General features: G+C 65.9%; 23 protein-coding genes. 14 read left to right on the top strand and 9 right to left on the bottom strand.

The genetic code is table 11. The annotated features are described in order from the left end of the window. Nucleotides 1-104 precede the first annotated feature (104 nt). Both AC07PT_RS20100 and AC07PT_RS20105 read left to right on the top strand, forming a co-directional pair. On the top strand, nucleotides 105-455 hold the full coding sequence (locus tag AC07PT_RS20100; RefSeq protein WP_494657854.1) for a hypothetical protein: 351 nt from the start codon (nucleotides 105-107) through the stop codon (nucleotides 453-455). Continuing rightward, on the top strand, nucleotides 443-1,072 hold the full coding sequence (locus AC07PT_RS20105; protein WP_494657855.1) for an HVO_A0114 family putative DNA-binding protein: 630 nt from the start codon (nucleotides 443-445) through the stop codon (nucleotides 1,070-1,072). Before AC07PT_RS20100 ends, AC07PT_RS20105 begins: the two co-directional genes overlap by 13 nt. Before the next feature lie 95 nt (nucleotides 1,073-1,167). Here AC07PT_RS20105 and htpG read toward each other — a convergent pair whose 3' ends face one another. From htpG to AC07PT_RS20145, 8 genes are all read right to left on the bottom strand, one after another. Next, nucleotides 1,168-3,114, bottom strand: a complete 1,947-nt coding sequence (htpG, locus tag AC07PT_RS20110; RefSeq protein WP_494657856.1) for a molecular chaperone HtpG — start codon at nucleotides 3,112-3,114, stop codon at nucleotides 1,168-1,170. 161 nt (nucleotides 3,115-3,275) lie between these two features. After that, a complete protein-coding gene (locus AC07PT_RS20115) occupies nucleotides 3,276-4,250 on the bottom strand; it encodes a 1-phosphofructokinase family hexose kinase (RefSeq protein ID WP_494657857.1) in 975 nt (324 codons plus the stop codon). A gap of 69 nt (nucleotides 4,251-4,319) precedes the next feature. Continuing rightward, complete coding sequence (locus AC07PT_RS20120; protein WP_492350224.1) at nucleotides 4,320-5,252, bottom strand: exopolyphosphatase; 933 nt, start codon at nucleotides 5,250-5,252, stop codon at nucleotides 4,320-4,322. 130 nt (nucleotides 5,253-5,382) lie between these two features. Continuing rightward, nucleotides 5,383-6,687, bottom strand: a complete 1,305-nt coding sequence (locus AC07PT_RS20125) for a pseudouridine synthase (RefSeq protein ID WP_492380291.1) — start codon at nucleotides 6,685-6,687, stop codon at nucleotides 5,383-5,385. Between the two features lie 67 nt (nucleotides 6,688-6,754). Next, nucleotides 6,755-9,109 carry a putative bifunctional diguanylate cyclase/phosphodiesterase gene (locus AC07PT_RS20130; protein WP_492350736.1) on the bottom strand — a complete coding sequence of 785 codons (2,355 nt, stop codon included), beginning with the start codon at nucleotides 9,107-9,109 and terminating at the stop codon, nucleotides 6,755-6,757. Continuing rightward, the gene (locus AC07PT_RS20135) at nucleotides 9,109-9,708 is read right to left on the bottom strand and encodes a methylamine utilization protein (protein ID WP_492350724.1); all 600 of its coding nucleotides are present in this window, start codon (nucleotides 9,706-9,708) and stop codon (nucleotides 9,109-9,111) included. The genes AC07PT_RS20130 and AC07PT_RS20135 overlap by 1 nt, the downstream gene beginning before the upstream one ends. Before the next feature lie 124 nt (nucleotides 9,709-9,832). Then, complete coding sequence (locus AC07PT_RS20140) at nucleotides 9,833-10,183, bottom strand: PilZ domain-containing protein (RefSeq protein ID WP_494657859.1); 351 nt, start codon at nucleotides 10,181-10,183, stop codon at nucleotides 9,833-9,835. 185 nt (nucleotides 10,184-10,368) lie between these two features. Continuing rightward, nucleotides 10,369-11,085, bottom strand: coding sequence for a Crp/Fnr family transcriptional regulator (locus AC07PT_RS20145; RefSeq protein ID WP_492350726.1), 717 nt, complete (start codon nucleotides 11,083-11,085; stop codon nucleotides 10,369-10,371). Nucleotides 11,086-11,244: 159 nt separating this feature from the next. Between AC07PT_RS20145 and AC07PT_RS20150 the strand changes: the two genes are divergently transcribed. The 11 genes from AC07PT_RS20150 (at nucleotide 11,245) to AC07PT_RS20200 (ending at nucleotide 23,156) form a co-directional block, all read left to right on the top strand. Continuing rightward, complete coding sequence (locus AC07PT_RS20150; protein ID WP_492350727.1) at nucleotides 11,245-13,191, top strand: AMP-dependent synthetase/ligase; 1,947 nt, start codon at nucleotides 11,245-11,247, stop codon at nucleotides 13,189-13,191. A gap of 16 nt (nucleotides 13,192-13,207) precedes the next feature. Then, entirely contained in the window at nucleotides 13,208-13,993 is a 786-nt protein-coding gene (locus AC07PT_RS20155; RefSeq protein WP_019577245.1) for an ABC transporter ATP-binding protein, read from the top strand. Nucleotides 13,994-14,009: 16 nt separating this feature from the next. After that, nucleotides 14,010-14,939: a branched-chain amino acid ABC transporter permease gene (locus AC07PT_RS20160; protein ID WP_492350728.1), complete on the top strand. Its 930-nt coding sequence runs from the start codon at nucleotides 14,010-14,012 to the stop codon at nucleotides 14,937-14,939. Then, a complete protein-coding gene (locus tag AC07PT_RS20165) occupies nucleotides 14,936-15,190 on the top strand; it encodes a hypothetical protein (RefSeq protein WP_494657861.1) in 255 nt (84 codons plus the stop codon). Before AC07PT_RS20160 ends, AC07PT_RS20165 begins: the two co-directional genes overlap by 4 nt. A 29-nt stretch (nucleotides 15,191-15,219) precedes the next feature. Then, a complete protein-coding gene (locus AC07PT_RS20170; RefSeq protein ID WP_492350730.1) occupies nucleotides 15,220-16,296 on the top strand; it encodes a branched-chain amino acid ABC transporter permease in 1,077 nt (358 codons plus the stop codon). A gap of 42 nt (nucleotides 16,297-16,338) precedes the next feature. Further along, a complete protein-coding gene (locus tag AC07PT_RS20175; protein WP_492350731.1) occupies nucleotides 16,339-17,673 on the top strand; it encodes an ABC transporter substrate-binding protein in 1,335 nt (444 codons plus the stop codon). A gap of 80 nt (nucleotides 17,674-17,753) precedes the next feature. Then, a complete protein-coding gene (locus AC07PT_RS20180) occupies nucleotides 17,754-18,563 on the top strand; it encodes an ABC transporter ATP-binding protein (protein WP_027478903.1) in 810 nt (269 codons plus the stop codon). A gap of 400 nt (nucleotides 18,564-18,963) precedes the next feature. Continuing rightward, nucleotides 18,964-20,217 carry a phenylacetate--CoA ligase family protein gene (locus AC07PT_RS20185; protein WP_492350732.1) on the top strand — a complete coding sequence of 418 codons (1,254 nt, stop codon included), beginning with the start codon at nucleotides 18,964-18,966 and terminating at the stop codon, nucleotides 20,215-20,217. A 172-nt stretch (nucleotides 20,218-20,389) separates the two neighbouring features. Then, nucleotides 20,390-21,367 carry a tripartite tricarboxylate transporter substrate-binding protein gene (locus AC07PT_RS20190; RefSeq protein WP_494657864.1) on the top strand — a complete coding sequence of 326 codons (978 nt, stop codon included), beginning with the start codon at nucleotides 20,390-20,392 and terminating at the stop codon, nucleotides 21,365-21,367. 195 nt (nucleotides 21,368-21,562) lie between these two features. Next, on the top strand, nucleotides 21,563-22,018 hold the full coding sequence (locus tag AC07PT_RS20195) for a MarR family winged helix-turn-helix transcriptional regulator (RefSeq protein WP_492350734.1): 456 nt from the start codon (nucleotides 21,563-21,565) through the stop codon (nucleotides 22,016-22,018). Nucleotides 22,019-22,190: 172 nt separating this feature from the next. Beyond that, nucleotides 22,191-23,156 carry a tripartite tricarboxylate transporter substrate binding protein gene (locus AC07PT_RS20200; RefSeq protein WP_494657911.1) on the top strand — a complete coding sequence of 322 codons (966 nt, stop codon included), beginning with the start codon at nucleotides 22,191-22,193 and terminating at the stop codon, nucleotides 23,154-23,156. A 234-nt stretch (nucleotides 23,157-23,390) separates the two neighbouring features. On the opposite strand, the gene AC07PT_RS20205 is transcribed toward AC07PT_RS20200, so the two are convergent. Next, nucleotides 23,391-23,714: a DUF1840 domain-containing protein gene (locus tag AC07PT_RS20205; RefSeq protein WP_494657866.1), complete on the bottom strand. Its 324-nt coding sequence runs from the start codon at nucleotides 23,712-23,714 to the stop codon at nucleotides 23,391-23,393. Between the two features lie 287 nt (nucleotides 23,715-24,001). Here AC07PT_RS20205 and AC07PT_RS20210 point away from each other — a divergent pair, with 287 nt between their 5' ends. Beyond that, the gene (locus AC07PT_RS20210) at nucleotides 24,002-24,736 is read left to right on the top strand and encodes an ABC transporter ATP-binding protein (protein WP_494657868.1); all 735 of its coding nucleotides are present in this window, start codon (nucleotides 24,002-24,004) and stop codon (nucleotides 24,734-24,736) included. The last annotated feature ends 2 nt before the right edge of the window (nucleotides 24,737-24,738 follow it).

The following is a 24,738-nucleotide window of genomic DNA, read 5'->3' on the forward strand; positions in this document are numbered from 1 at the left end:
CCCCCTCAAAGACCCCAGCGATGTCGCAGGCCTGCCCGGAAGGGTATGGCTATGCCTGGGCCGTGCTGGCCCCGGGCATACCGCCGAAGTTGCGCGGGCACAGAATGGCAGGCATCGACAACAACGACGACAAACATGTCAGGGAGCAAATCAACATCAACGCTCAATCATCCAAGCATCGGGCCCACCGACACACCCCTGATTGGAAGCAAATCAAAATCATTGACGACCAAGAGTGGCCCGTGGCCGGTCCTGGCGTTCAGTTGGTGCAGGCACCCCGAACGCCGCAGGCCTTCTGGCTGGATTGCGTGGATTGCCTGGAGCAGGTTCTCAGCGAGTTGGGCCTGGAGATGCCCCAAGAAGAAGCATTGATGCAAAGCCACCTGTCAGAAGCAGATTTCCGTCGCATGCAAGGTGCCCTGGACTCGGAACAAAAGCGGGCATGGCGCCTGTGAAGACCCCGTCAAGAAAGGAGATTCTCATGAGCGCAAAGACCTCCAGCACGCCAGACAGCTCCGTGCTGGCATTTCTGTCGGGACGTGGACCCAACCCACTGCCAAGCAAGCCCACAAGCACAAGAAACCGCCTTCAAAAGCAATTTCTCGCGGGCGCTTCGCGTGAAATTGCCGAGCAAGACAAAGCCAGCCAGCCGTTGGCCCCGCCCAGCGTCATCGATGATCTGATGGCCGTGATCCGCCTGATTTCCGACAACCACGAGATGATTCAGCTGATCCAAGGAGGCCAGGTTTCGACGGTGTCAGACCTGGCCGCAGCGCTTGGGCGGGAATTACCCAATGTGTCCCGCACGCTTTCCAGGATGGCGGCCTATGGTCTGGTGAGCTTCGACGGCAGCGCCAGAGACGCTCGATCGAAGCGCCCCGTCTGGCGGCTGCACGAGGTGTCGTCTGCAGGCGAAGACCTGGACTGGATTCAGGCCTATTGCCTTGCCCGGGCCTTGAAGAGCCGGGCCAGCGGCGGTGTCATGAGCGACCTGCCAGAGATGGAAAAAGTGGTCAGGGGTTGGGTCGAGTCGACCGCCATGAAGCTGGAACGGGCTGCAGCCGCCCCCTGACGGCCCCTACAGGCAGGCAGTCAAACAAAAAAACCGGGGCCCGTCAGGGCCCCGGCTTCTCGTTGCAGGCAGATCGGAAAAATCAAGCCGATCGATCAAGCCAGCAGCGCATTCACCCGTTTCACATACGCCGCCGGGTCGTCCGGCAGGCCGCCTTCGGCCAGCAGGGCCTGGTCGAACAGGATGTGGGCCAGGTCGTTGAAGTGCACGCTGCCGTCGAGCTTCTTGACCAGGGGGTGTTCGGCGTTGACTTCGAGCACGGGCTTGGCCTCGGGGGCGCTCTGGCCGGCTTGCTTGAGCATGCGGGCCAGTTGGGTGCTCATGCCGCCGTCTTGCACCACCAGGCAGGCTGGCGAATCGACCAGGCGGGTGGTCACGCGCACGTCTTCGGCCTTGTCTTTCAGGGCCTCCTTGAGCTTGGCGAGCAGGGGCTTGAAGGCTTCGGCGGCCTCTTCGGCGGCCTTCTTTTCGGCTTCGTCCTGCAGCGTGCCCAGGTCGACCGCGCCCTTGGCCACGCTTTGCAGCGGGGTGCCGTCAAAGTCGTGCAGGTAGTTGAGCGACCACTCATCCACGCGGTCGGTCATCAGCAGCACTTCGATGCCCTTTTTCTTGAACACTTCGAGTTGCGGGCTGCTCTTGGCGGCGGCCAGGTTGTCGGCGGTGATGTAGTAGATGGCCTCTTGGCCTTCCTTCATGCGGGCCTTGTAGTCGGCCAGGCTCACGCTGACGGTGTCGCTCTGGGTGCTGGCGTAGCGCAGCAGCTTGGCCAGGCGCTGGGTGTTGCCGAAGTCTTCGCCCAGGCCTTCTTTCAGCACGGCGCCAAACTCGGCGTAGAAGCGGCTGTACTTGCCCTCTTTGGCCTGGTCGTCGGCATCGACCACGTCAGTCACACCGTCGGCACCAGGCGTGGCGTCGTGCTTGTCGTGCTTGGCCAGGTCTTCGAGCATGCTCAGCACGCGCTTGGTCGAGCCTTCGCGGATGGCGCGCACGTCGCGGCTTTCCTGCAGCAGCTCGCGGCTCACGTTCAGCGGCAGGTTGGCCGAGTCGATGACGCCCTTCACAAAGCGCAGGTAGGTGGGCATCAGGGCTTCGGCGTCGTCCATGATGAAGACGCGCTTGACATACAGCTTGACGCCGGCCTTCTTGTCGCGGTTCCACAGGTCCATGGGGGCCTTGGCCGGGATGTACAGCAGCTGGGTGTACTCGGTGTTGCCTTCCACCCGGTTGTGCGACCAGGTCAGCGGGTCTTCAAAGTCGTGGCTGATGGCCTTGTAGAACTCGTTGTACTGCTCGGTGCTGATGTCTTTCTTGTTGCGCGTCCACAGGGCGCTGGCCTTGTTCACGGCCACCCACTCGCCGGTGGGCACCATGGCGCCGGGCTGATCGTTCTCGCCGTCTTTCCACTCTTCCTTCTCCATCAGGATGGGCAGGCTGATGTGGTCGGAGTACTTGTTGATGACCGACTTGAGCTTCCAGAGGTTGAGGTATTCCTCGGCGTCTTCGCGCAGGTGCAGGGTGATGCTGGTGCCGCGCTGGGCGCGGTTGATGGCTTCGACCTCGAAGTCACCGGTGCCGCCGCTGATCCAGCGCACACCGTCTGCGGCCGGCAGGCCGGCACGGCGCGACTCGACGGTGATCTTGTCGGCCACGATGAAGCCCGAGTAGAAGCCCACGCCGAACTGGCCGATGAGCTGGGCGTCGGCCTTCTGGTCGCCGCTGAGCTTGCTGACGAAGTCCTTGGTGCCGCTCTTGGCGATGGTGCCCAGGTTGTCGATGGCCTCTTGCTGCGACAGGCCGATGCCGTTGTCGGTGATGGTGATGGTGCGGGCGCTCTTGTCGAAGGCCACGCGCACTTCGAGGTTGGGCGCGTCTTCGAACAGGGCGCTGTTGTTCAGGGCCTCGAAGCGGAGCTTGTCGCAGGCGTCGCTGGCGTTGGAGATCAGCTCACGCAGAAAGATCTCGGGGTTGGAGTACAGCGAGTGCGTGACGAGGTGCAGCAGTTGGGCCACTTCGGCCTGGAATGACAGGGTCTGTTTGCTCATGGTGTTTCTAGGGTGGACTGTTGCAGTGAAGATCTTCGGGGGTGGGCAGGCCACCCCGGCAGGCGTGAATTATGGGCGTTGCGCCAGCTTTCAAGAGCCAGCGGCAAACCTGGGCCCAAAGGGGTGACCAGATCGCACGGCGGGGGGCAGAAAAGCGCCGATCAAAGGGCTTGCAGCTGCACCTGGGGCAACAGTTGCCGCACATCGTCGGGCTGGCACAGGGCGGTGCCCGGGTGCAGCAGGGCCGCGGCACTGGTGGCCATGGCCATGGCCAGGGCTGCGGGCCAGTCAATCAGATCGGTCCGGTGGGCCGGATGAGGCGGATGGGCCTGACGGGCCAGGGAGGCCACCAGGCCGCCTACAAAGCTGTCGCCGGCCCCGATGGTGCTGGCCACCGCCACCGTCAGCGGCGGGGCGCGCCAGGCTTGCTCAGGGGTGATCAGCAGGGCGCCCTGCTCGCCCAGGGTCAGGGCCACGGCCTGGGCCTGACCGGCGGCCATGAGCTGGCGGGCCGCGTGCAACTGCTCGGCCTCGCCGGGCAGGGCCTGCCCGACCAGCTCAGCCAGCTCGCGCAGACTGGGCTTGAACAGAAACACCCCGGCGCTGAGCGCCGCGCGCAGAGCCGGGCCGGACGAATCCAGCACCAGCCGGGCCCCCAGTGCACGGGCCTGGGCCGCCAGGCGGGCGTACAGATCGTCGGGCACGCCGGGCGGCAGGCTGCCGCTCAGTACCCAGTAGCGCGCCGCGGCACCGTGGCATGCCACGCTTTGCAAGGCTTGCTCGACCTCGGTGGGCTGCAGGCGGGGGCCGGGCAGCACAAAGCGGTAGTCCAGGCCGGTGCTGTTTTCGTGCACCGAGAAGCTTTCACGGGTTTCGGCGGCAATCGGCAGGCCAAGGGCGGGCACGCCCTCCTGGGCCAGCAGGGTGGCCAGTTCGTGGCCGGTGACGCCGCCCTGGGTGTACAGGGCGAGGCCGTCGGCGCCCAGACGGTGCAGCACCCGAGCCACGTTGATGCCGCCGCCCCCGGGGTGCATCACGGCCTCGCTGCAGCGCAGCTTGTGGGTGGGTTCGACCCGGTCGATGGCACTGAGCACATCGAGCGCGGGGTTCAGGGTAAGGGTAAGGATGTCAGGCATGCGTCGACCACCCCCCCGAAACAGCGCCAGGGGGCCAGAGGGCCAGGATCGGCTGGCGTCAGGCAGGCATCAGCCGTCGGCGTTGATGCGTTGCACCAGGGTCTTGAGCACCTCGTCGGCGCGGTCGTTGGCGATCTGGCAGGTGCCGGCCGCATTGTGGCCGCCGCCGCCGTACTCGAGCATCAGGTTGCCCACATGGGTCTTGCTGCTGCGGTCGAGGATGGACTTGCCGGTGGCCAGCACGGTGTTCTGCTTCTGCAGGCCCCACATCACGTGGATGGAGATGTTGGCGGTGGGGAACAGTGCGTAGATCATGAAGCGGTTCACCGCCCAGATGGTTTCCTCCTGGCGCAGGTCCAGCACCACCAGGTTGTCGATCTGGGTGGCGCAGCGCAGGATCTGTTCCTTGGCGCGGGCGGCGTGGTCAAAGTACAGGGTCACGCGCTCCTGCACGTCGGGCAGTTGCAGGATCTGCTCGATGGTGTGGTCGCGGCAGTACTTGATCAGGTCCATCATCAGCGTGTAGTTGCTGATGCGGAACTCGCGGAAGCGGCCCAGGCCGGTGCGCGAGTCCATCAGGTAGTTCAGCAGCACCCAGCCCTGGGGGTCGAGGATGTCGTCGCGCGAGTACTGGGCCGAGTCGGCCTGGTCGACGGCGGCCATCATCTCGTCGGTGATGCGCGGGAAAGCCGCCTTGCCGCCGTAGTGGTTGTAGACCACACGGGCCGCCGAAGGGGCATGGGCCTCGATGATGTGGTTGGCGCGCTCGCCGGTGTTGCGCACGGTTTCCGACTCGTGGTGGTCAAACACCAGGTAGGCGCCGGGCACATAAGGCAGGTTGGTGGTGATGTCGCGCGCGCTGATGGCCACCTTGCCATCCTGCATGTCCTTGGGGTGGACAAAGGTGATCTCGTCGATCAGATCCAGTTCGTTGAGCAGCACGGCGCACACCAGGCCGTCAAAGTCGCTGCGGGTCACAAGTCGGTATTTGTTCGAGCTCATCGGCATCTCCGGCAGATCGTTCAGGACCCGATTCGGGTCAAGGCCACATGTTACAGACTGTATTTAGCGATTCGGTGCGCTGGCGCAAAAAATGCGCCCGCCGCCCGCCTGGCGGGCGGGGGTTGTGGCGTCAGAACTGCTCGCCCGGGGCCAGGTAGCGCCACTGCCCCACCGGCAGTTGGCCCAGCACCACGCGGCCGATGCGGATGCGTTTCAGCCCCACCACCTTCAGGCCCACCTGCTCGCACATGCGGCGGATCTGGCGCTTTTTGCCTTCTTTCAGCACAAAACGCAGCTGTTCGGGGTTTTGCCAGTCCACCTGGGCCGGGCGCAGGGCCTCGCCGTCCAGGCTCAGGCCGTGGCGCAGCAGATCGAGCTTTTCGGTCGGGAAGGCGGCCTGCACATTGAGGGCCACATCGCCGGTGACGGCGGCGTAGGTGACGCGCACCAGGTATTCCTTCTCGGTGTCCGAGTCTTCGCCGATCAGTTGGCGGGCCACACGCCCGTCCTGGGTCAGCACCAGCAGGCCGACCGAGTCGATGTCGAGCCGCCCGGCCGGCGCCAGCCCACGCAATTGCGAGTGGTTGAAGCGGGTGCGGGCCGTGTCGCCATGCCAGTGGTTGGCCGCCTGCACCAGCACCACGGCGGGCTCGTGCCCGTCTTCGGCCTGGCCGCTCACGTAGCCCATGGGCTTGTGCAGCAGGATGGTCACCTGCTGCTCTTGCTGGCCCAGGGCCTCGGGGGCGATCTCGATGCGGTCGCTGTGCTTGACCTGCTGGCCCATCTCGGCCACTTCGCCGTTCACCCGCACCCAGCCTTTTTCGACCCAGTCGTCGGCCTCGCGGCGCGAGCACAGGCGCAGTTCGGCCATGCGCTTGTTCAGGCGCACGGTTTCGATGCCACCCTCAGTGCGCGGGGCACCTTCGGTGCGGGCGGGGCGCTCACCCCGGTCAGGGCGTTCACCTCGGTCGGGGCGGCGCTCGCCGCCGGGGGCCGGCAGCGGGCGCTTGACCGGGATGGGGGTGCGCTCGGCGGGCACGTTGTAGGTGCGGATGCCGGTGCGGGTGCTGAAGCGTTGGTCGTCCTGCGCCGCGCTGTCCTGGCGGTCGTCGCGACGGCCACCGCGGGGGTCGTCACGACGGTCATCGCGCGGGCCGCCGCGGGGCGCGCCGCCGGTGCGGGGGCCGCCCGGGCCACCAGGGCCGCGCGAACCGAAGGGGCCACCCGGGCCGCCGGGGCCGGGGCGTCCGCCCGGGCCGCTGCGGGGGCCGGCCCCTGGGCCGCGGCGGTCGCCCGCGTCGCGGTTGCCGCCCGGGGCGGGGCCACGGCGGCCGGCCGAGGGCGGGCGGGCTGCGCCGCCGCTGCGGGGGCTGGCGGCCTTGTCGCCTTCGGGGCGCGGTGCGCGCAGGGTGAGTCGGGGTTTGGAATCGGACATGCTGATGAGGTGAAAGCCGCAGCACCTGCCTCTCGGGCCAGATGGCTGCGTGTTGGAATCGGGAAACTCAGGCGGCGGTGGCTGCCATTGCCGTCTGCTGTGCGCACCAGGTCAGGAACGCCTCGGCCGGCAGGGGCCGGCTGATGTGATAGCCCTGGGCTTCATCGCACTGGAGCTGGCCCAGCCGCTCCATGATGGCGGCGCTTTCGACGCCTTCAGCCACCACGCTGAGGCCCAGATTGTGCGCGAGGTCGATGGTCGAGCGCACGATCTTGGCATCGTCTTCGTCTTTTTCCATGCCCATGACGAAAGATTTGTCGATCTTCAACTCGTCGACCGGCAGTCGCTTGAGGTAGGCGAGCGACGAATAACCCGTGCCGAAATCATCGATCGACAGCTTGAAACCCTGCTCGGAGAGGCGGTTGAGCATGGTTTCAGCCCGCTGCGGGTCGTCCATGATGGCGCTCTCGGTGATCTCCAGGCAAAAGCGCGCGGGCTGCACCTCGTGGCGTTGCAGCAGCGCCCCCAGCCGGGTGCTGAGTTCGGGGTCGAGCAGGTCACGGGTGGACAGGTTGATCGAGACGCGCAGCCCCGACAGGGCTTCGGGCAGACCGGCGATCAGGCGGGTGGCGGCCTCGAACATCCACAGCGTGAGCTGGCGCACAAAGCCGGTCTGCTCTGCAAAGGGGATGAAGTCCATGGGCGGCACCAGGCCGCGCTGCGGGTGCTGCCAGCGTACCAGGGCCTCGGCCGCCAGCACCTCGCCACCGGGCAGCCGGACCTTGGGTTGCAGGAACAGGCGCAGTTCGTTTTGCTCTACCGCGCGGCGCATCTCGGTCAGCAGCGACAGCATCTGGCCGCTGGCCGAATCGAAGGCGGGGTCGTACAACAAGGCCCCGCTGAGCTTGCGCTTGGCGGTGTACATGGCGATTTCGGAGCGGCTCAGCAGCAGGTCGGCGTTGTCGGCGTCGGCGGGCCAGCAGGCCACGCCCATGCCGGCGCTCAAGTCGATGGTCTGATCGTCAAACGCCAGGGGGACTTCAAAAGCCCCTGCGATGCGCTGGGTGAACTCCAGGGCCGCCTTGGCGTCGCTGCCCTGCAGCAGCACGGCAAATTCGTTGCCGCCGCGCCGGGCCACCAGGTCACCGGGCTGGGTGACCAGGTTCTGCAGCCGCCCGGCCACGGCCTGCAGCAGGCGGTCGCCAAAAGCGTAGCCCAGCACATCGTTGACGTGTTTGAAGCGGTCCAGGTCCAGCGACACCACGGCCAACGGACGGGCCAGCGGGGTGCTGTCGCGGATGGCTTGCTCCAGCGCCTCGCGGAAACGCTCGCGGTTGGGCAGGCCGGTCAGTCGGTCCCAGTAGGCCAGGTGGCGAATTTCGCGTTGCTGGTGATCGATGTCGACACGCATGTGGTCGAAGGCGCGCGCCAGGTTGCCGATCTCGTCGCGCCGCTCCAGGTGGGCGATGGGGGTCTGGTACTCACCCACGGCCAGGCGCTGGGTGGCCAGCAGCAGGTCGCGCAGCGGGGTGGTGATGCGCCGCGCCACCAGCGAGCTGCCCAGCGCCACCAGCAACAGGCCGCCGCCACTGATCAGCGCCAGCAGCCACTGCAGGCGCCGGTAGGGGGCCAGCACCTCTTCGGCCGAGCGCAGCAGAATCGTCTCGACCTCGCCGTTGCGGCTTTTCATGGGCACGTGGCGGGTCAGCACCAGCTCGCCGCTGCCGCTGAGTTCCGCCCCACCCGCCTGGGCCAGGGCCCGCCCGGTGACCTCGGAGGCGGCGGTGGAAAAGGCCAGCGTGCGCCGGCCTTCGGATTGGGTGACCAGCACCACCTCGACCTGCAGCAGCAGCCCCATTTCCTTGCCCAGGTCCTGCGACACCGGAAACCCCATCAGCACCCAGCCGATGGTGAGCGGGGCGCGCATGGGCACCATGACGAACTGGTGGGGCACGCCTTTGATGACGATCAGCGGGGCTCCGGTGGGGTTTCGGCTCAGGTAGGCCGGCAGATCGGCGATGAGCTGCTGATCCAGGCCCATGTGCTCGTCGGCCAGGCTGGAGGCCGTGACCTTGAACTGTGGATCCAGGAAAGCCGTGACCGTGGCGCCAATGCGGCTGCCATGGTTCTCCAGCACCGATTGCACGGTCTGCACATCGCCCGAGTTGATGGCCGAACGAAAGCCGTAGTCGGCAGCCAGCAGGGTGGCGCTGTCGCGCAACTGCTCCACCTTTTGCGCCAGCATGCGTTCCCACACGTGCTCGGCAATGTCGAGCTCGCGGGCCACCTGGCGCCGCGCGTTGGCCTCGATGCTCTGGCGCACCACGCCAAAGCCGGCGATCTGCACCACCAGCAGCAGCAACAGGGACAAGCCCACCAGCCGGGTGATCAGGCTGGCAGCACCGCGCTGGAGACGCGGAATCACGGCGTCAGCCCCGTCATGCGCACACTGGCCGTGACGCTGCCGCTGGCCGGCACCACCAGGGCCTGGTCCAGCGCGGCCGCCCCCACCGGCAGGCCGGGGTGCCAGCTGCGCAGGCGGTAGTTGCCCGCCGGCACGTTGTCCAGCGTCAGGCGACCGGCCTGGCTCAGCCCGTGGTACGGGGTGTTGACCACCAGCACCCAGCCCACCATCGAGTCATGGATGTTGCAGCCCAACAGCACCACCCCCGGCTGATCGAACAGCACCGGGTTGGCCGGGGTGCCGGCATACAGCTTGAGCTCGAACTTCTTGGCGGGCGAAAAGGAATAGACGTGGTGGCGCACCTTGTCACGGTTGGGAAACGCCAGCTCGGTGCCCTTGGTCACCACCAGCACCCGGGGCACGAACTCTTTGCCCTGCTGCGCCATCTCGGCGCCCTGCAGGGGCTTGACGGCCCGCGCCGCCTCAGGCGAATCGAGAAACACCACGGCGTCGGACAAGGGTTTGCCGGCCTCGTCGCGCAACTCGACCTGAACACTGGCGGCGGCGCACGCCGCAGCAGCCAAGCAAGCCCCGACCCCGACCCAAACGCTTTTCATTGCCTTCTCCAGCCAAGCCCAAATGCCCCGCGCAGCCCCTGCGTGCGCACCAGCTTTGTTACAGGTCTCCATCCTACAAGCAAGCGCCGTCCCGCTGGTGGTGGATCGGCGAAGCCCCCGAGGCTCAATCACCCATGAAGGCCTGCAGCCGTTCCTGCGCGCCCCGAGGCAGGGCCTGAAACTGCACACCGACCCGAAAACCGCCATCGCGCTGGCTCAGCACGCTGTATGTGACCACGCCCTGCACGGCGAGCATGGGCTGAGGCGGTTGGGCCGGCAGGGCGATGCGAACCAGGCAACGGCCGCCGGGCCTGATGTTCAAAGGGCTGCTCAAGGCCACGCCGCCCGCCGAGACCTCCACGGTGCGCACGGCCAGGGGGGCGGCACCATCCACCTCCAGGACGGCGGTCAATCGGACCAGTTTTCGGAAAGCGCTGCGCCGCTCGGACGAGGCGGAATGGACGGGGGAGTTCATATCGGGGGCAGGCCCGCGGGTCTCGCGGGCCTCAGGTTCTGCGGGGCGTTGTTCGGTTCAGCGCCCCATCACGGAGGGGCGGTATTATCGTTGCCCCCGGGCGGATCCAACCCAGAGTCCGGCTGATCAAAGGGTTTTGCATCAGATTGCGCACTTTTGTGCGCAATAAGAAGGGGATTCCCGCCTCAACCCGAAGCCTGCAGGGTTGATCGCAGGCCCTCGGCCGACAGCACGCGCAGACCGCCGTACTCCACCCGGATGATCTGCTGGCGCTCCAGGTTGCGCAGCGCCTCGTTCACGCGCTGGCGTGACAGGCCCACCAGGTAGGCCAGCTCTTGCTGGGTGATGCGCAGCACCTCACCCACACCGGGGTACAGCACGGGGTTGAACAGCGCGGCCAGGCTGCGCGCCACGCGCACGTCGGGGTTGTTCATGCGGTCGATCTCACGCGCAGCAATGAACTGCCCCAGGCGCTCGTTGAGCTGGTTCATGACAAAGCGGTTGAAGCCCAGCGAATGGTCCAGCAGCCAGTGGAACCCCTCCAGCGGCAGGCCTGCCACCACACTGCGGCGCAACGCCTGGATGTTGTAGCGGTAGGGCTCACGCTTCATCGCCGTGCCCTCGCCAAACCAGCCCCCCGGGGGCACCCCGGTGAAGGTGATGGGATGGCCCTGGGCACTGTCGGCGCTCATCTTGAGCAAACCTTCAACCACACCGAACCAGTAGTTCACGGGCCGGCCCATGCGGCAGATGTAGTCGCCCGGCAGGGCATCGCCCACCACCAGCATCGGCAAGATGCGGTCGCGCTCGGTGGGCTGCAGATGGTGCAGCCAGGGGATGCCGGCCATTTCCTCGGCCGTGGGGGGGCGACGACGCTGATACAACGCAGACTCGCTGGCCATGCAACACCTCCGGGACAGAACTGGGGAAAGTCCGAACAAGGGACAACCCGCAAATTGTCATTGCAACGACAACATGGCGTCAAACCCCTGCTTACGATTCATTGCATATCGGCGGCGACCGCAGAGTCCGCCCCATCCAACTGGAGACAAGGAACCGTCATGCACACCACGTTTCCCCGCTTGCTGCAAAAGCACGCGAGCGAGCGCCCTCAGGCGCCAGCGATCCGAGAAAAGGAATACGGCATCTGGCAGACCCGCAGCTGGTCTGACCTGGCCCACCTGGTCGAACACATTGCCTGCGGCCTTCACCAAGCCGGTCTGGTGAGGGGCGAGCACATGGTGGTGATCGGGGCCAACCGCCCGCGCCTGTACGCCACCATGCTGGCAGCACAGTCGCTGGGCGCGATCCCGATCCCCCTGTACCAGGACGCGGCCGCCGCCGAGTGCGTGTTCCCGCTCAACAACGCCGAGGTTCGCTACTGCCTGGTGGAAGACCAGGAGCAGGTCGACAAGATGCTGGAGGTGCGTGAGCAGTACCCCGCCCTCAGCCACATCTATTACGACGACCCACGCGGCCTGCGCAACTACACCGACCCAGGCCTGGGCGCGCTCGACGAGCTCGTGGCCAGCGGCCAGGTGTTTGCCCAGAACCACCCCGACTTCTGGCGCGAAGAGGTCGAGAAGGCCCAGCCCGACGACGTGGCGGCCATGTTCTTCACCTCGGGCACCACGGGCAACCCCAAGGGCGTGGTGCACACCCACCGGGCGCTGGTCGATCGCGCCCAGGCCGGGGCGAGCTTTGACAAGCTGAGCTCGGCCGAAGAGGTGCTGGCCTACCTGCCACCGGCCTGGATCGGGCAGAACATCTTCAGCTACTCGCAATGGTTGAGCTGCGGCTACGTGGTCAACTGCCCCGAGTCGAGCGCCACCGTGGCCATCGACCTGCGCGAAGTGGGCCCCACTTACTACTTTGCGCCGCCGCGCGTGTTTGAAGGCCTGCTGACCAGCGTGATGATCCGCATGGAAGACGCGGGCTGGCTCAAGCGCACGCTGTTCCACAAGTGCATGGCCATTGCCAAGCGCTTTGGCCCCGACCGCATGGACGGCAAGCCCATCGGCTTGCTGGGCGCGCTGCAGTATGGCCTGGGCAATCTGCTGATCTACGGGCCGCTGCGCAACACGCTGGGCCTGTCGCGGGTGCGGGTGGCCTACACCGCGGGCGAGGCCATCGGGCCCGACCTGTTCACCTTCTACCGCTCGATCGGCATCAACCTCAAGCAGCTGTATGGCTCCACCGAGACCGCCGTGTTCGTGTGCCTGCAGCCCGACCACGAGGCCCGCGCCGACACCGTGGGCGTGCCCTGCCAGGGGGTGGAGATCAAGGTGGCCGACAACGGCGAGATCCTGGTCAAGTCACCCGGCCTGCTGAAGGAGTATTACAAGAACCCCAAGGCCACGGCCGAGGTGCTCAGTGACGACGGCTGGTACCACACCAGTGACGCCGGCTTCATCGACGCCCACGGTCACCTGAAGATCATCGACCGCGTGAAAGACGTGGGCCGCCTCAAGGGCGGGGCCAACGACGGCGCCATGTTTGCGCCCAAGTACGTGGAGAACAAGCTCAAGTTCTTCCCGCACATCAAGGAGGCCGTGGCCCTGGGCGACGGGCGAGACCGGGTGTGCGTGATGCTCAACATCGACTTCGATGCGGTGGGCAACTGGGCCGAACGGCGCAACCTGCCCTACGCGGGCTACACCGATCTGGCGCAGAAGCCCCAGGTGTACCAACTGATGCTCGAGTGCGTGGAAAAGGTCAATGCTGACCTGGCCGCCGATGCGCTGCTGGCGGGTTCGCAGATCAGCCGCTTTCTGGTGCTGCACAAAGAGCTGGACGCCGACGATGGCGAGCTGACCCGCACCAACAAGGTCCGCCGTGGCTACATCGGAGAGAAGTACGCGGTGCTGGTCGACGCCCTGTATGGCGGCGCCACCGAGCAGTACATCGAGACCCAGGTCAAGTTCGAGGATGGCCGCACCGGCAGCGTCAGCGCCACGCTGAAGCTGTCGGACGCCAAGACCTTTGCCCCGGTGAAGACCGCAGCCTGACCCACAGCGAAGCAACATGAGCACCAAAAAGATTGGCGACGTCATCCTCGACGTCAAGAACATCAGCCTGCGGTTTGGCGGCGTGAAGGCCCTGACCGACATCTCGTTCAATGTGCGCGAGCACGAGATCCGCTCCATCATCGGCCCCAACGGCGCCGGCAAGAGCTCGATGCTCAACTGCATCAACGGGGTGTACACCCCGTCGGAGGGATCGATCACCTTCCGCGGCAAGACCTTCGACCACATGAACTCGCGTCAGGTGGCCGAAATGGGCGTGGCCCGCACCTTCCAGAATCTGGCCTTGTTCAAGGGCATGAGCGTGCTCGACAACATCATGTCGGGGCGCAACCTGAAGATCAAAAGCAACCTGCTGCTGCAGGCCCTGCGCATCGGCCCGGCCGAGCGCGAGGAGATCCGGCACCGCGAGTTCGTGGAACGCATCATCGACTTCCTGGAGATCCAGGCCTTTCGCAAGACCCCGGTGGGCCAGCTGCCCTACGGCCTGCAAAAGCGGGTCGACCTGGGCCGCGCCCTGGCCATGGAGCCGCAGGTGCTGCTGCTCGATGAGCCCATGGCCGGCATGAACGTGGAAGAGAAGCAGGACATGTGCCGCTTCATCCTCGATGTGAACGACGAATTCGGCACCACCATCGTGCTGATCGAGCACGACATGGGCGTGGTGATGGACATCTCGGACCGCGTGGTGGTGCTGGACTACGGCAAGAAGATCGGCGACGGCGCACCCGACGAAGTTCGCAACAACGAAGACGTGATCCGCGCCTACCTCGGCGCCGGCCACTGATCAAGAGAGGCAGGACATGGCATTTTTTCTAGAAACCCTGATTGGCGGCCTCATGGCCGGCATGCTGTACTCGCTGGTCGCACTGGGCTTTGTGCTGATCTACAAGGCCTCGGGCGTGTTCAACTTTGCGCAAGGCGCGATGGTGCTGTTCGCCGCCCTGGCCATGGCGCGCTTTGCCGAGTGGATTCCGGCCTGGACGGGCCTGGACAACGCCATCGTGGCCAATCTGCTGGCCTTTGTGGCGGCGGGCGTGGTGATGTTCGTGGTGGCCTGGGCCATCGAGTTTCTGGTGCTGCGCCACCTGGTCAACCAGGAGGGCGCCACCCTGCTGATGGCCACGCTGGGCATCACCTACTTCATGGAAGGCCTGGGCCAGGCCTTGTTCGGCAGCGACGTCTACAAGATCGACGTGGGCATGCCCAAAGACCCGATGTTCGCGCTCGAGTCGATCTTCCAGGGCGGCATCCTGATCAACAAGGAAGACGTGATCGCCGCCGCCATCGCCGCCGCCCTGGTGGCCGCACTGAGCGTGTTCTTTCAGAAGACCGCCACCGGCCGCGCCTTGCGCGCCGTGGCCGACGACCACCAGGCGGCCCAGTCGATCGGCATCCCGCTCAACCGCATCTGGGTGATCGTGTGGTGCGTGGCCGGCGTGGTGGCCCTGGTGGCCGGGATGATCTGGGGCAGCAAGCTGGGCGTGCAGTTCTCGCTCGCCACCGTGGCCCTGCGCGCCCTGCCCGTGGTGATCCTGGGTGGCCTGACCTCGGTGCCCGGCGCCATCATCGGCGGCCTGATCATCGGCGTGGGCGAAAAGCTCTCCGAGGTCTACCTCGGCCCCTTCGTGGGCGGCGGCATCGAGATCTGGTTCGCCTACGTCCTGGCCCTCGTGTTCCTCCTCTTCAGACCCCAAGGTTTGTTCGGGGAAAAGATCATCGATCGCGTATGAAATACGCGATGAATCCGCAGGATTCCGGGCCGGCAACGGCCAGCGATGAGCTTTCGGCGCAGGCTGACTTGCACTGCAAGTCAAGCGCAGCGGGCCGAAGCCAAAAGACCTTTCACATCCGTATGAAATACGCGATGAATCCGCAGGATTCCGGGCCGGCAACGGCCAGCGATGAGCTTTCGGCGAAGGCTGACTTGCATCGCAAGTCAAGCGCAGCGGGCCATAGCCAAAAGATCATCCACCACGTCTAAGCCACAACAAGAACACCAGGAGACACACCATGCTCTACCGTGAGAACGGCCAGTTCAAGACCACCTACCGCGCTGACCAGCAGATCTTCCCGATCGCGCAGGACCGCTTCTTCATGCTGGCCCTGCTGGCACTGGCCTTCGTGGTGGTACCGCTGACAGCCAGCGACTACCTGTTCCGCGCCATCCTGATCCCGTTTGTGATCATGTCGCTGGCAGCCCTGGGGGTGAACATCCTGGTCGGCTACTGCGGCCAGATCTCGCTGGGCTCGGGCGCCTTCATGGCGGTGGGGGCCTACGGCGCCTACAACTTCTTTGCCCGCATCCCGGGCATGCCGCTGATCCCCACGCTGATCCTCGGCGGCCTGTGCGCCACGGCCTTCGGCATCCTGTTCGGGCTGCCCAGCCTGCGCGTGAAGGGCTTGTACCTGGCCGTGGCCACGCTGGCGGCGCAGTTCTTTGCCGACTGGATGTTCCTGCGCATCAAGTGGTTCACGCTGGACAACTCTTCGGGCTCGGTGGCGGTGTCCAACCTGCAGGTGTTCGGCTTTGCGCTCGAAAGCGACGTGAGCAAGTACCTGTTCTGCCTGTGTGCCCTGGCCGTGATCGCCCTGGGGGCCAAGAACCTGGTGCGCGGCGCCATCGGCCGCGAGTGGATGGCCATCCGCGACATGGACGTGGCCGCCTCGGTGATCGGCATCCGCCCCATGTACGCCAAGCTCAGCGCCTTCGCGGTCAGCTCGTTCATCATCGGCGTGGCCGGCGCGCTGTGGGCCTTCTTCTACCTGGGGGCCTGGGAGCCGGGCGCGTTCTCGGTCGACCTGTCGTTCAAGCTGCTGTTCATGGTGATCATCGGCGGGCTGGGTTCGATCATGGGCAGCTTCTTCGGCGCCGCCTTCATCGTGGTGCTGCCGATCGCGCTGAGCCAGTTCCTGCCCTTCCTGGCCGGCCTGGTCGGGCGTGACATCAGCACCACCGCGGCCTCGCACGCCGAGCTGATGATCTTTGGCGGCCTGATCGTGTGGTTTTTGATCGTCGAGCCGCATGGGCTGGCCAAGCTGTGGTCCACCGCCAAGCAGAAGCTGCGCCTCTGGCCTTTCCCCCATTGATTTCCTGACCGTGCCTTCATCCATTCAACAACGGAGACAACCATGAAGATTCGCCAATTGGCCCTCGCTGCCACCCTGCTTGCCGCAGGCGTTTCCTCCCTCGTCAGCACGTCGGCCTTCGCCCAGGCGAAGGAGCAGTACATGCCGGTGCTGTCGTACCGCACGGGCCCCTACGCGCCCAACGGCACGCCGATTGCCAACGGCATCGTCGACTACTACAAGCTCGTCAACGCGCGTGGTGGCATCAATGGCGTGAAGCTGCTGATCGAAGAGTGCGAGACCGGCTACGACACCGCCCGCAGCGTGGAGTGCTATGAACGCCTCAAGGGCAACCATGGCGGTGCCGCCGTGATCCAGCCCTGGTCCACCGGCGCCACCTTTGCCATCACCGAGAAGGCGCCCACCGACAAGATCCCGCTGGTGACCCTGGGCTATGGCCGCAGCGAAAGCGCCGACGGCACGGTGTTCAAGTGGAACTTCCCCTTGGCCGGCAACTACTGGGTGGCGGGCGACGTGATCGTGCAGGCCATCGGCAAGAAGGAAGGCGGGCTGGACAAGCTCAAGGGCAAGAAGATCGCCCTGGTCTACCACGACAGCCCCTTCGGCAAGGAAGCCCTGCCCATCATCCAGGAACGTGCCAAGGCCCATGGCTTCGAGCTGCAACTGCTGCCGGTGACGGCCCCGGGCGTGGAGCAAAAAGCCACCTGGCTGCAGATCCGCCAGTCGCGCCCCGACTACACCATTCTGTGGGGCTTTGGCGTGATGAACTCCACCGCCCTGAAGGAAGCCCAGGCCACCGGCTACCCGCGCGAGAAGATGTACGGCGTGTGGTGGTCGGGTGCCGAACCCGATGTGCGTGACGTGGGCGAAGGCGCCAAGGGCTACAACGCCGTGGCGCTGCAAAACAGCTCCGACTTCGATGCCAAGCTGGTCAAGGAGGCCCTGGCCACCCTGCACGCCAAGGGCCAGGGCACGGGCCCCAAGGAAGAGGTTGGCCAGGTGCTGTGGCTGCGCGGCGCCATGAGCGCGATGCTGACCGTGGAAGGCATCCGGGCCGCCCAGGAGCGCTATGGCAAGGGCAAGGTCATGAACGGCGATCAGGTGCGCTGGGGCCTGGAAAACCTGAACCTGACCCAGGCCAAGCTCGATGCGCTGGGCTTTGGCGGCGTGCTGCGCCCCATCAGCACCTCGTGCCAGGACCACATGGGCGCCTACTGGGCCCGCATGCACAGCTGGGACGGCAAGGCCTGGAAGATCACCAGCGACTGGATGCAGGGTGATGAGCAAATCATCAAGCCCATGGTCAAGGCCGCTGCCGCCAAGTACGCCGCCGAGAAGAAGCTGACCCCGCGCACCCCGGCCGACTGCCAGTCGTGATGCGGTCGTGATGGCTTGACGCAATGGTTCCGTGCCGGGCAAGCGCCCGGCACGCCCCGACCTCTCCACAAAGAAGTGCCATGGACAAACCCAACATCGTTCTCAACGTCAACGGCATCGAGGTGATCTACAACCACGTGATCCTCGTGCTCAAAGGCGTCTCCCTGCAGGTGCCCGAAGGCGGCATCGTGGCCATCCTGGGTGGCAATGGCGCCGGCAAGACGACCACGCTGCGCGCCATCTCCAACCTGCTCAAGGGTGAACGCGGCGAAGTCACCAAGGGCTCGATCGAGCTGCGCGGCGAGCGCATCGAGAACCTGTCGCCGGCCGACCTGGTCAAGCGCGGTGTGGTGCAGGTGATGGAGGGCCGGCACTGCTTTGCCCACCTCACGATCGAAGAGAACCTCATGACCGGCTCTTACACCCGCGCCGACAAGGGCGAGGTGGCGGCCAACCTTGAGAAGGTCTACAACTACTTTCCGCGCCTCAAGACCCGCCGCACCTCACAGGCGGCCTACACCTCGGGCGGCGAGCAGCAGATGTGCGCCATCGGCCGCGCCTTGATGGCCAACCCCAGCATGGTGCTGCTCGACGAGCCCTCGATGGGCCTGGCGCCGCAGATCGTCGAAGAGGTGTTCAACATCGTGAAAGACCTCAACGCCAAAGAGAAGGTCACTTTCCTGCTGGCCGAACAGAACACCAACATGGCCCTGAAGTACGCCGACTACGGCTACATCATGGAAAGCGGCCGCGTGGTGATGGACGGCGCCGCCAGCGACCTGGCCAGCAATGAAGACGTGAAAGAGTTCTACCTCGGCGTGGGCGGCGGCGAGCGCAAGAGTTTCAAAGACGTGAAAAGCTACAAGCGCCGCAAGCGCTGGCTGGCATGAAATGGCCCCCACGCTCCCTCACTGCGTGTGGTCGCTGCCCCCCGAGGGGGCCCCAGCCGCCTTGGGGCAGCCCGGCGGCGGCTGGATTTCCCCAAGCGCGCACGCCCTGCTTTTGCGAGCAGGCGCCCCTTTTTCACACTGTATTGAACTGACCAGGTCTTGAGTCCATGCCCCCGAATACGTCGATACCGAACCCGAGCACGACATGGCAGTTTGCTTGTGTCTGGGCTCAGCCGGATGGGCTGCATAGCCCTTGGCCAGGTTTGAATCTCCCGATGAGAACCCGTTGCACGTGGTCTGCTGCTGCGGCCCACGGCATGCCTGGATGGATCTTGCCCGTTCTCACGCCTTCTCTGTTTCCGCAAGCCCTGCCCGAGTGCACCCCTGACAGGAATTCACCATGACCTCAAGCTACGACGCGCTGGAAACGCGCACGCCGGCCGACCGCGAAGCAGCGCTGATGGCCGCCCTGCCCACGCAAGTGGCCCATGCACAGACCCGCACCACCGCCTTTGGCGCCTTGCTGGCCGGCGTGGACGCGGCGCGCATCGACAGCCGGGCCGCCCTGGCCCAGTTGCCGGTGACCCGCAAGCACGAGCTGCTGGAGCGCCAGCAGGCCGCGCGTGCCGCCGCAGGCAATGTGTTCGGCGGCTTCAGCGCACTGGGCTTTGGCGCCGCCATGCCGCGTGTGTTTGCCAGCCCCGGCACGCTGTACGAACCCGAGGGCACACGCCGCGACTACTGGCGCATGGCGCGCGCCATCCACGCCGCGGGCTTCCGGCCCGGGGAGTTGATCCACAACAGCTTCAGCTACCACTTCGTGCCGGCAGGCTCGATGATGGAGAGCGGCGCCCACGCCCTGGGTTGCACCGTGTTCCCAGGTGGCACCGGCCAGACCGAACAACAGGTGCAGGCCATGGCCGAGCTGCAGCCCGCGGGCTACATCGGCACCCCCAGCTTTCTGAAGATCCTGGTCGAAAAAGCAGCCGAACTGGGCCTGCCCCTGCCCAGCCTGCGCAAGGCCCTGGTCAGCGGCGAGGCCTTCCCGCCCTCCTTGCGCGACTGGCTGCAGGCCCGCGGCGTGGACGGCTACCAGTGCTATGCCACGGCCGACCTGGGCCTGATCGCCTACGAAACCACCGCTCGCGAAGGCCTGGTGTTGGATGAGGGCGTGATCGTCGAGATCGTGCGCCCCGGCACCGGCGACCCCGTGCCCGAAGGCGAGGTGGGCGAGCTGGTGGTGACCACGCTGAACCCCGACTACCCGCTGATCCGCTTCGGCACGGGCGACCTGTCGGCGGTGCTGCCGGGCCCCTGCCCCACGGGCCGCACCAACACCCGCATCAAGGGCTGGATGGGCCGGGCCGACCAGACCACCAAGGTGCGCGGCATGTTTGTGCATCCGGGCCAGGTGGCCGAAGTGGCTCGTCGTTTCCCGCAGGTGCGCAAGGCCCGCCTGGTGGTCAGCGGTGAGATGGCCAACGACCAGATGGTGCTGCAGGTAGAGACCACCGAGATGGCAGAAGGCCTGGCCGGCGCCATTGCCGACGCCATCCGCGAGGTGACCAAGCTGCGTGGCGAGGTCGAGCTGGTCAACCCCGGCAGCCTGCCCAACGACGGCAAGGTGATCGAGGACGCGCGCAGCTACCGCTGAGTCAGGCCACGCCCGGCGGCAGGCTGTCAAAGACCTGACGACCGGGCGACCCCATCGGCCCTAAACCTTTGATGACAAAGGGTTTTCTGGCGAATCGGGTACGTAGTTCCCGGGATGCCGACCGCCGCGTGCAGTGGCTATCATCCTTCGCACCATCAAGAAGGAGACCCTCATGACCAAGCTGCTGCCCCTGGTGGCCCTGATCGCTGCATCGTTCAGCGCCCTGGCCGCCGACTTCCCCCTCAAGGACAAGCCGATCACCCTGGTGGTGCCCTTCTCGGCCGGTGGCCCCACCGACCGCGTGGCCCGTGACCTGTCCGAAGCCCTGCGCAAGCAACTGGGAACCTCGGTGGTGATCGAGAACGCAGCCGGCGCCGGCAGCTCCATCGGTGCCGCCAAGGTGGCCCGCGCCACACCCGACGGCCACACCCTGCTGGTCAACCACATCGCCATGGCCACCATGCCGGCGCTGGTGCGCAACCTGCCATTCAAGGTCGAGTCCGACTTCGAGTACCTGGGCATCATCAACGACGTGCCCATGACCCTGATCGCCAAGCCCAGCATGCCGGCCAGCAACTACAAGGAACTGGCCACCTGGATCGGCCAGAACAAGGGCAAGATCAACCTGGGCAATGCGGGCGTCGGCTCGGCCTCGCACCTGTGCGGCCTGCTGTACCAGAACGCCATCGAGACGGACATGACCACTGTGCCCTACAAGGGCACCGCCCCCGCCATCACCGACCTGATCGGCGGCCAGATCGATCTGCTGTGCGACCAGACCACCAACACGACCAGCCAGATCGAAGGCAAAAAAGTCAAGGCCTACGCGGTGACCACGGCCAAACGCCTGAACACCCCCTTGCTGAAAGACCTGCCCACCCTGGCCGAATCGGGTGTGAAGGACTTCCAGATCACCATCTGGCACGGCCTGTACGCGCCCAAGGGCACGCCGGCCGACATCCAGGTCAAGATCAACACGGCCCTGAAGGCCGCCCTGAAAGACCCCGACTTCATCAAGAAGCAGGAAGGCCTGGGTGCCGTGGTGGCCACCGACCGGCGCATCGAGCCCGCCGAGCACAAGAAGTTTGTGCAAGCTGAAATCGCCAAGTGGACGCCCATCATCAAGGCCGCCGGCGTGTACGCCGACTGATGCGCCCCGAGGGGCACGCACTGCACTGAAAGCCCGCCCGGTTTTCGTGCCCAACAGACCGCCTGCCTCGTCCGCGAGCCAGGCGGTTTTTTTTGAGGCTTGAAAGCCAGGGAAAGCCCGGGTGTCCGGCTTGGTAACGATCGTTACCATCGCTTAAAACACCCTCCGGTCGTACGACCAACACCGCTGATCTCCATGAATTCGCCCGATGCTCCGCTGTTTTCCAAGCTGGTCCGCTTGATGAACCTCACGGTGCGCCCCTTTCATGACCAGGTCGGACGCCAGTACCACCTGACGCTCAATGAATGGCGGGTGATGGCCTTGCTGGCGGTGCAACCCGGTTTGTCGGCGGCCCGTCTGTCCGAGTTGACCGGCCTGGACAAGATGTCGATCAGCCGCGCGCTCGCAGGCCTGACGGCGCAGGACCGGCTGCTGCGCAGCCCCGACCCGCACGATCAACGCCGCCAGTGCCTGCAACTGAGCCCGCAAGGGCTGGCACTGCACCAGCAGATCCAGCCCCTGGCCAATGAGCGGGAGGCCGAGCTGTTCCGTGGCCTGAACCCGGCACGCCGGGTGCGGCTCGAAAAAAGCCTGGACGACCTGATCGAAGTGCTGTCCCATGAGCAGGCCCTGCGTGGGCGCCCCCACTGAGCACGCGCCCGGTACGCCGCTGACCTGACCCTGAAACTACCGGGCGGCCCGTATCGCCGCCCACCTCACGGAGACCCGCCACATGCCCCACCCCCGTCACCCCAACCGGCCCGCCGCCCCCCAGCGCCGCACCTGGCTGCGCCGCCTGCCTGGCAGCCTGCTCGGCCTGGCCATGCTGCTGGGGCCTCTGGCCGCCCAGCAGGCCCTGGCCCAGAGCGCCTGGCCCAGCAAACCCGTGCGCATCGTGGTGCCCTTTGCCCCGGGCGGCACCACCGACCTGCTGGCCCGCGCCATGGCACCCGAGCTGCAGAAGGCCTTTGGCCAGGCCTTCGTGATCGACAACCGAACCGGCGCCGGCGGCAATGTGGGTGCCGACATCGTGGCCAAATCACCGGCCGACGGCTACACCCTTCTGATGGGCACGGTGGGCACGCACGGCATCAACCGGGCCCTGTACGAGAAAATGCCCTACGACCCGATCAAGGACTTCGCACCCATCACGCTGGTGGCGGCGGTGCCCAATGTGATGGTGGTCAACGCCGAAAAGGCACGCGAGATGAACATCAACAGCGTGCAGGATTTCATCCGCATGGCCAAGGCCAGCCCGGGCAAGCTGAACATGGCGTCCAGCGGCAACGGCACGTCCATCCACCTGGCGGGCGAGCTGTTCAAGAGCATGACGGGCACCTACATGATCCACTTCCCCTACCGCGGCTCGGGCCCCGCCCTGATGGACCTGGTGGGCGGCAACATGGACGTGATGTTCGACAACCTGCCCTCGGCACTGCAGCAGATCAAGGCCGGCAAGCTCAAGGCCCTCGCCGTGACCAGTGCACAACGCTCGCCGGCCCTGCCCGACGTGCCCACCGTGGAACAGGCCGGCGGCCCCAGCCTGAAGGGCTTCGAGGCCAGCTCCTGGTTCGGCCTGCTGGCCCCGGCCGGCACGCCGCCCGAGATCGTCAACCGCATCCAGCAGGAGGTGGCCAAGTCGCTCGCGGCCCCGGCCTTCAAGGAAAAGCTGCAGGCGCAGGGGGCGATACCGAGTGGTATCACCCCTGCAGAGTTTGCCAAGCTGATCGACAGCGAGCATCGGAAGTGGGCTCAGGTGGTGAAGGCTTCTGGGGCGAAAGTGGATTGAGGTCGGGCGTCCGCTGCGGGCGTTTGGTACGCGGATTGGCGTCTCCGCTGCGCTCTGTTCCTTCTGTCATTTGTTTCAGGGCGGAGGCCGGGATTGCGCCCCGGCCTCCGCCCTGAAACAAAGAGCAGAACCACCAGAGCGCAGCGGCAAGACAGAATCCACGATGAGTGGGCAAGGCTCGCCCCTCATCAGCGGCAATGCCCCAAGCGCACTGACCGCCAAGTCAGCCCCCCCTCACACCCCCCAAGTCACATCATGCCCCTCCCGCTCACTGCGCCGCAGCATGTCAATCAGCGGCGCCACCCGCTGGCGCAGTGACACGCCCTGGGGGCGGGCGGTTTCCTCGTCCTCTTCGGGGTTGTCGGCCCGCGCCTGGGCGGCCAGGGCATCCTCGGCGGCCACGGCGGATTCGAGGGCGCCCACGGCGGCGGCGATCTGGGACGACAGGATGATGCCCTGCGGGCCTGGCGTCTTGCCGATGATCTCCAGCACCCGGCGCCCGTTGGGCTCCAGCATGATCAGGTCAGCCGTGGATTTGGACTTGAACTTGTAAAGCATGGTGGTTCTTTCCTAGTGTCGCCAAGTGGCGCCATGGGGTGATTCTCACCCCTGATGGGGGCTTGCCCGAGGGCCAACTCAGCGGGCAAGCCCCCATCAGGCCCGGCCTTGCCGCAACGATGTGAACGGTTTGCAAAGCAGGTACAAACCCTAGGGCCGATTGATCAACATCAAGTCGAGGCCGCCGCGACGGCCTATCGTGAACACTTCGGGCGCCTGGTGGTCGGGCGCCCACCTCACACGCAGTCCTCAGGGCTTGCCAACCCGTGAGCCCCACGACGCGCCCCATGACAGCCAGCCAGCCAAGCCGCACGGATTCTGCCCCCACCCCAGGCGAAGCCATCGTCGCGCGTGACGTGAGCAAATGGTTTGGCGAGGGCGATACGCGCATGAAGGCGGTCGATCAGGTCGACTTTGTGGCGCATTTCGGCGAGATGGTGTTCATCGTCGGCCCCTCCGGAAGCGGCAAGACCACGTTCCTGAGCATGATCTCGGGCATTTTGCGGCCCGACGAGGGCGAGGTGCTGGTCAAGGGCCGCAACATCTGGCAGTTGGGCAAGGATGAATTGGCCGAGTTCCGGCTCAACAACATCGGCTTTGTGTTCCAGGACTTTCACCTGTTCCCGCGGCTGACCACCGCCGAGAACGTGTCCGTGCCCCTGGTGCTGCGCGGCCAGCCCTGGGACGCGGCCCAGGACGCCGGGCGGCGCATCCTGGACGTGGTCAATCTGGCGCGCCGCGCTGACGTGCTGCCCGTCAAGCTGTCGGGCGGCGAGCAGCAGCGGGTGGCGATTGCCCGCGCGATCGTGGGTCAGCCCGACATCCTGGTGCTCGACGAGCCCACGGCCTCGCTCGATGGTGACACCGGCAAGATGATCATCGCCTTCGTCAAGCAGCAGATCCTGAACCAGCACCGCTGCATCCTGATCGTGACGCACGACGCCCGCATCAATGAATTCGCCGACCGCATCGTGCACATGGAAAACGGGCACATCACCGGCTTCGACAAGGGAACTGAATGATG

The organism is Curvibacter sp. GW821-FHT09D12, assembly GCF_059416245.1.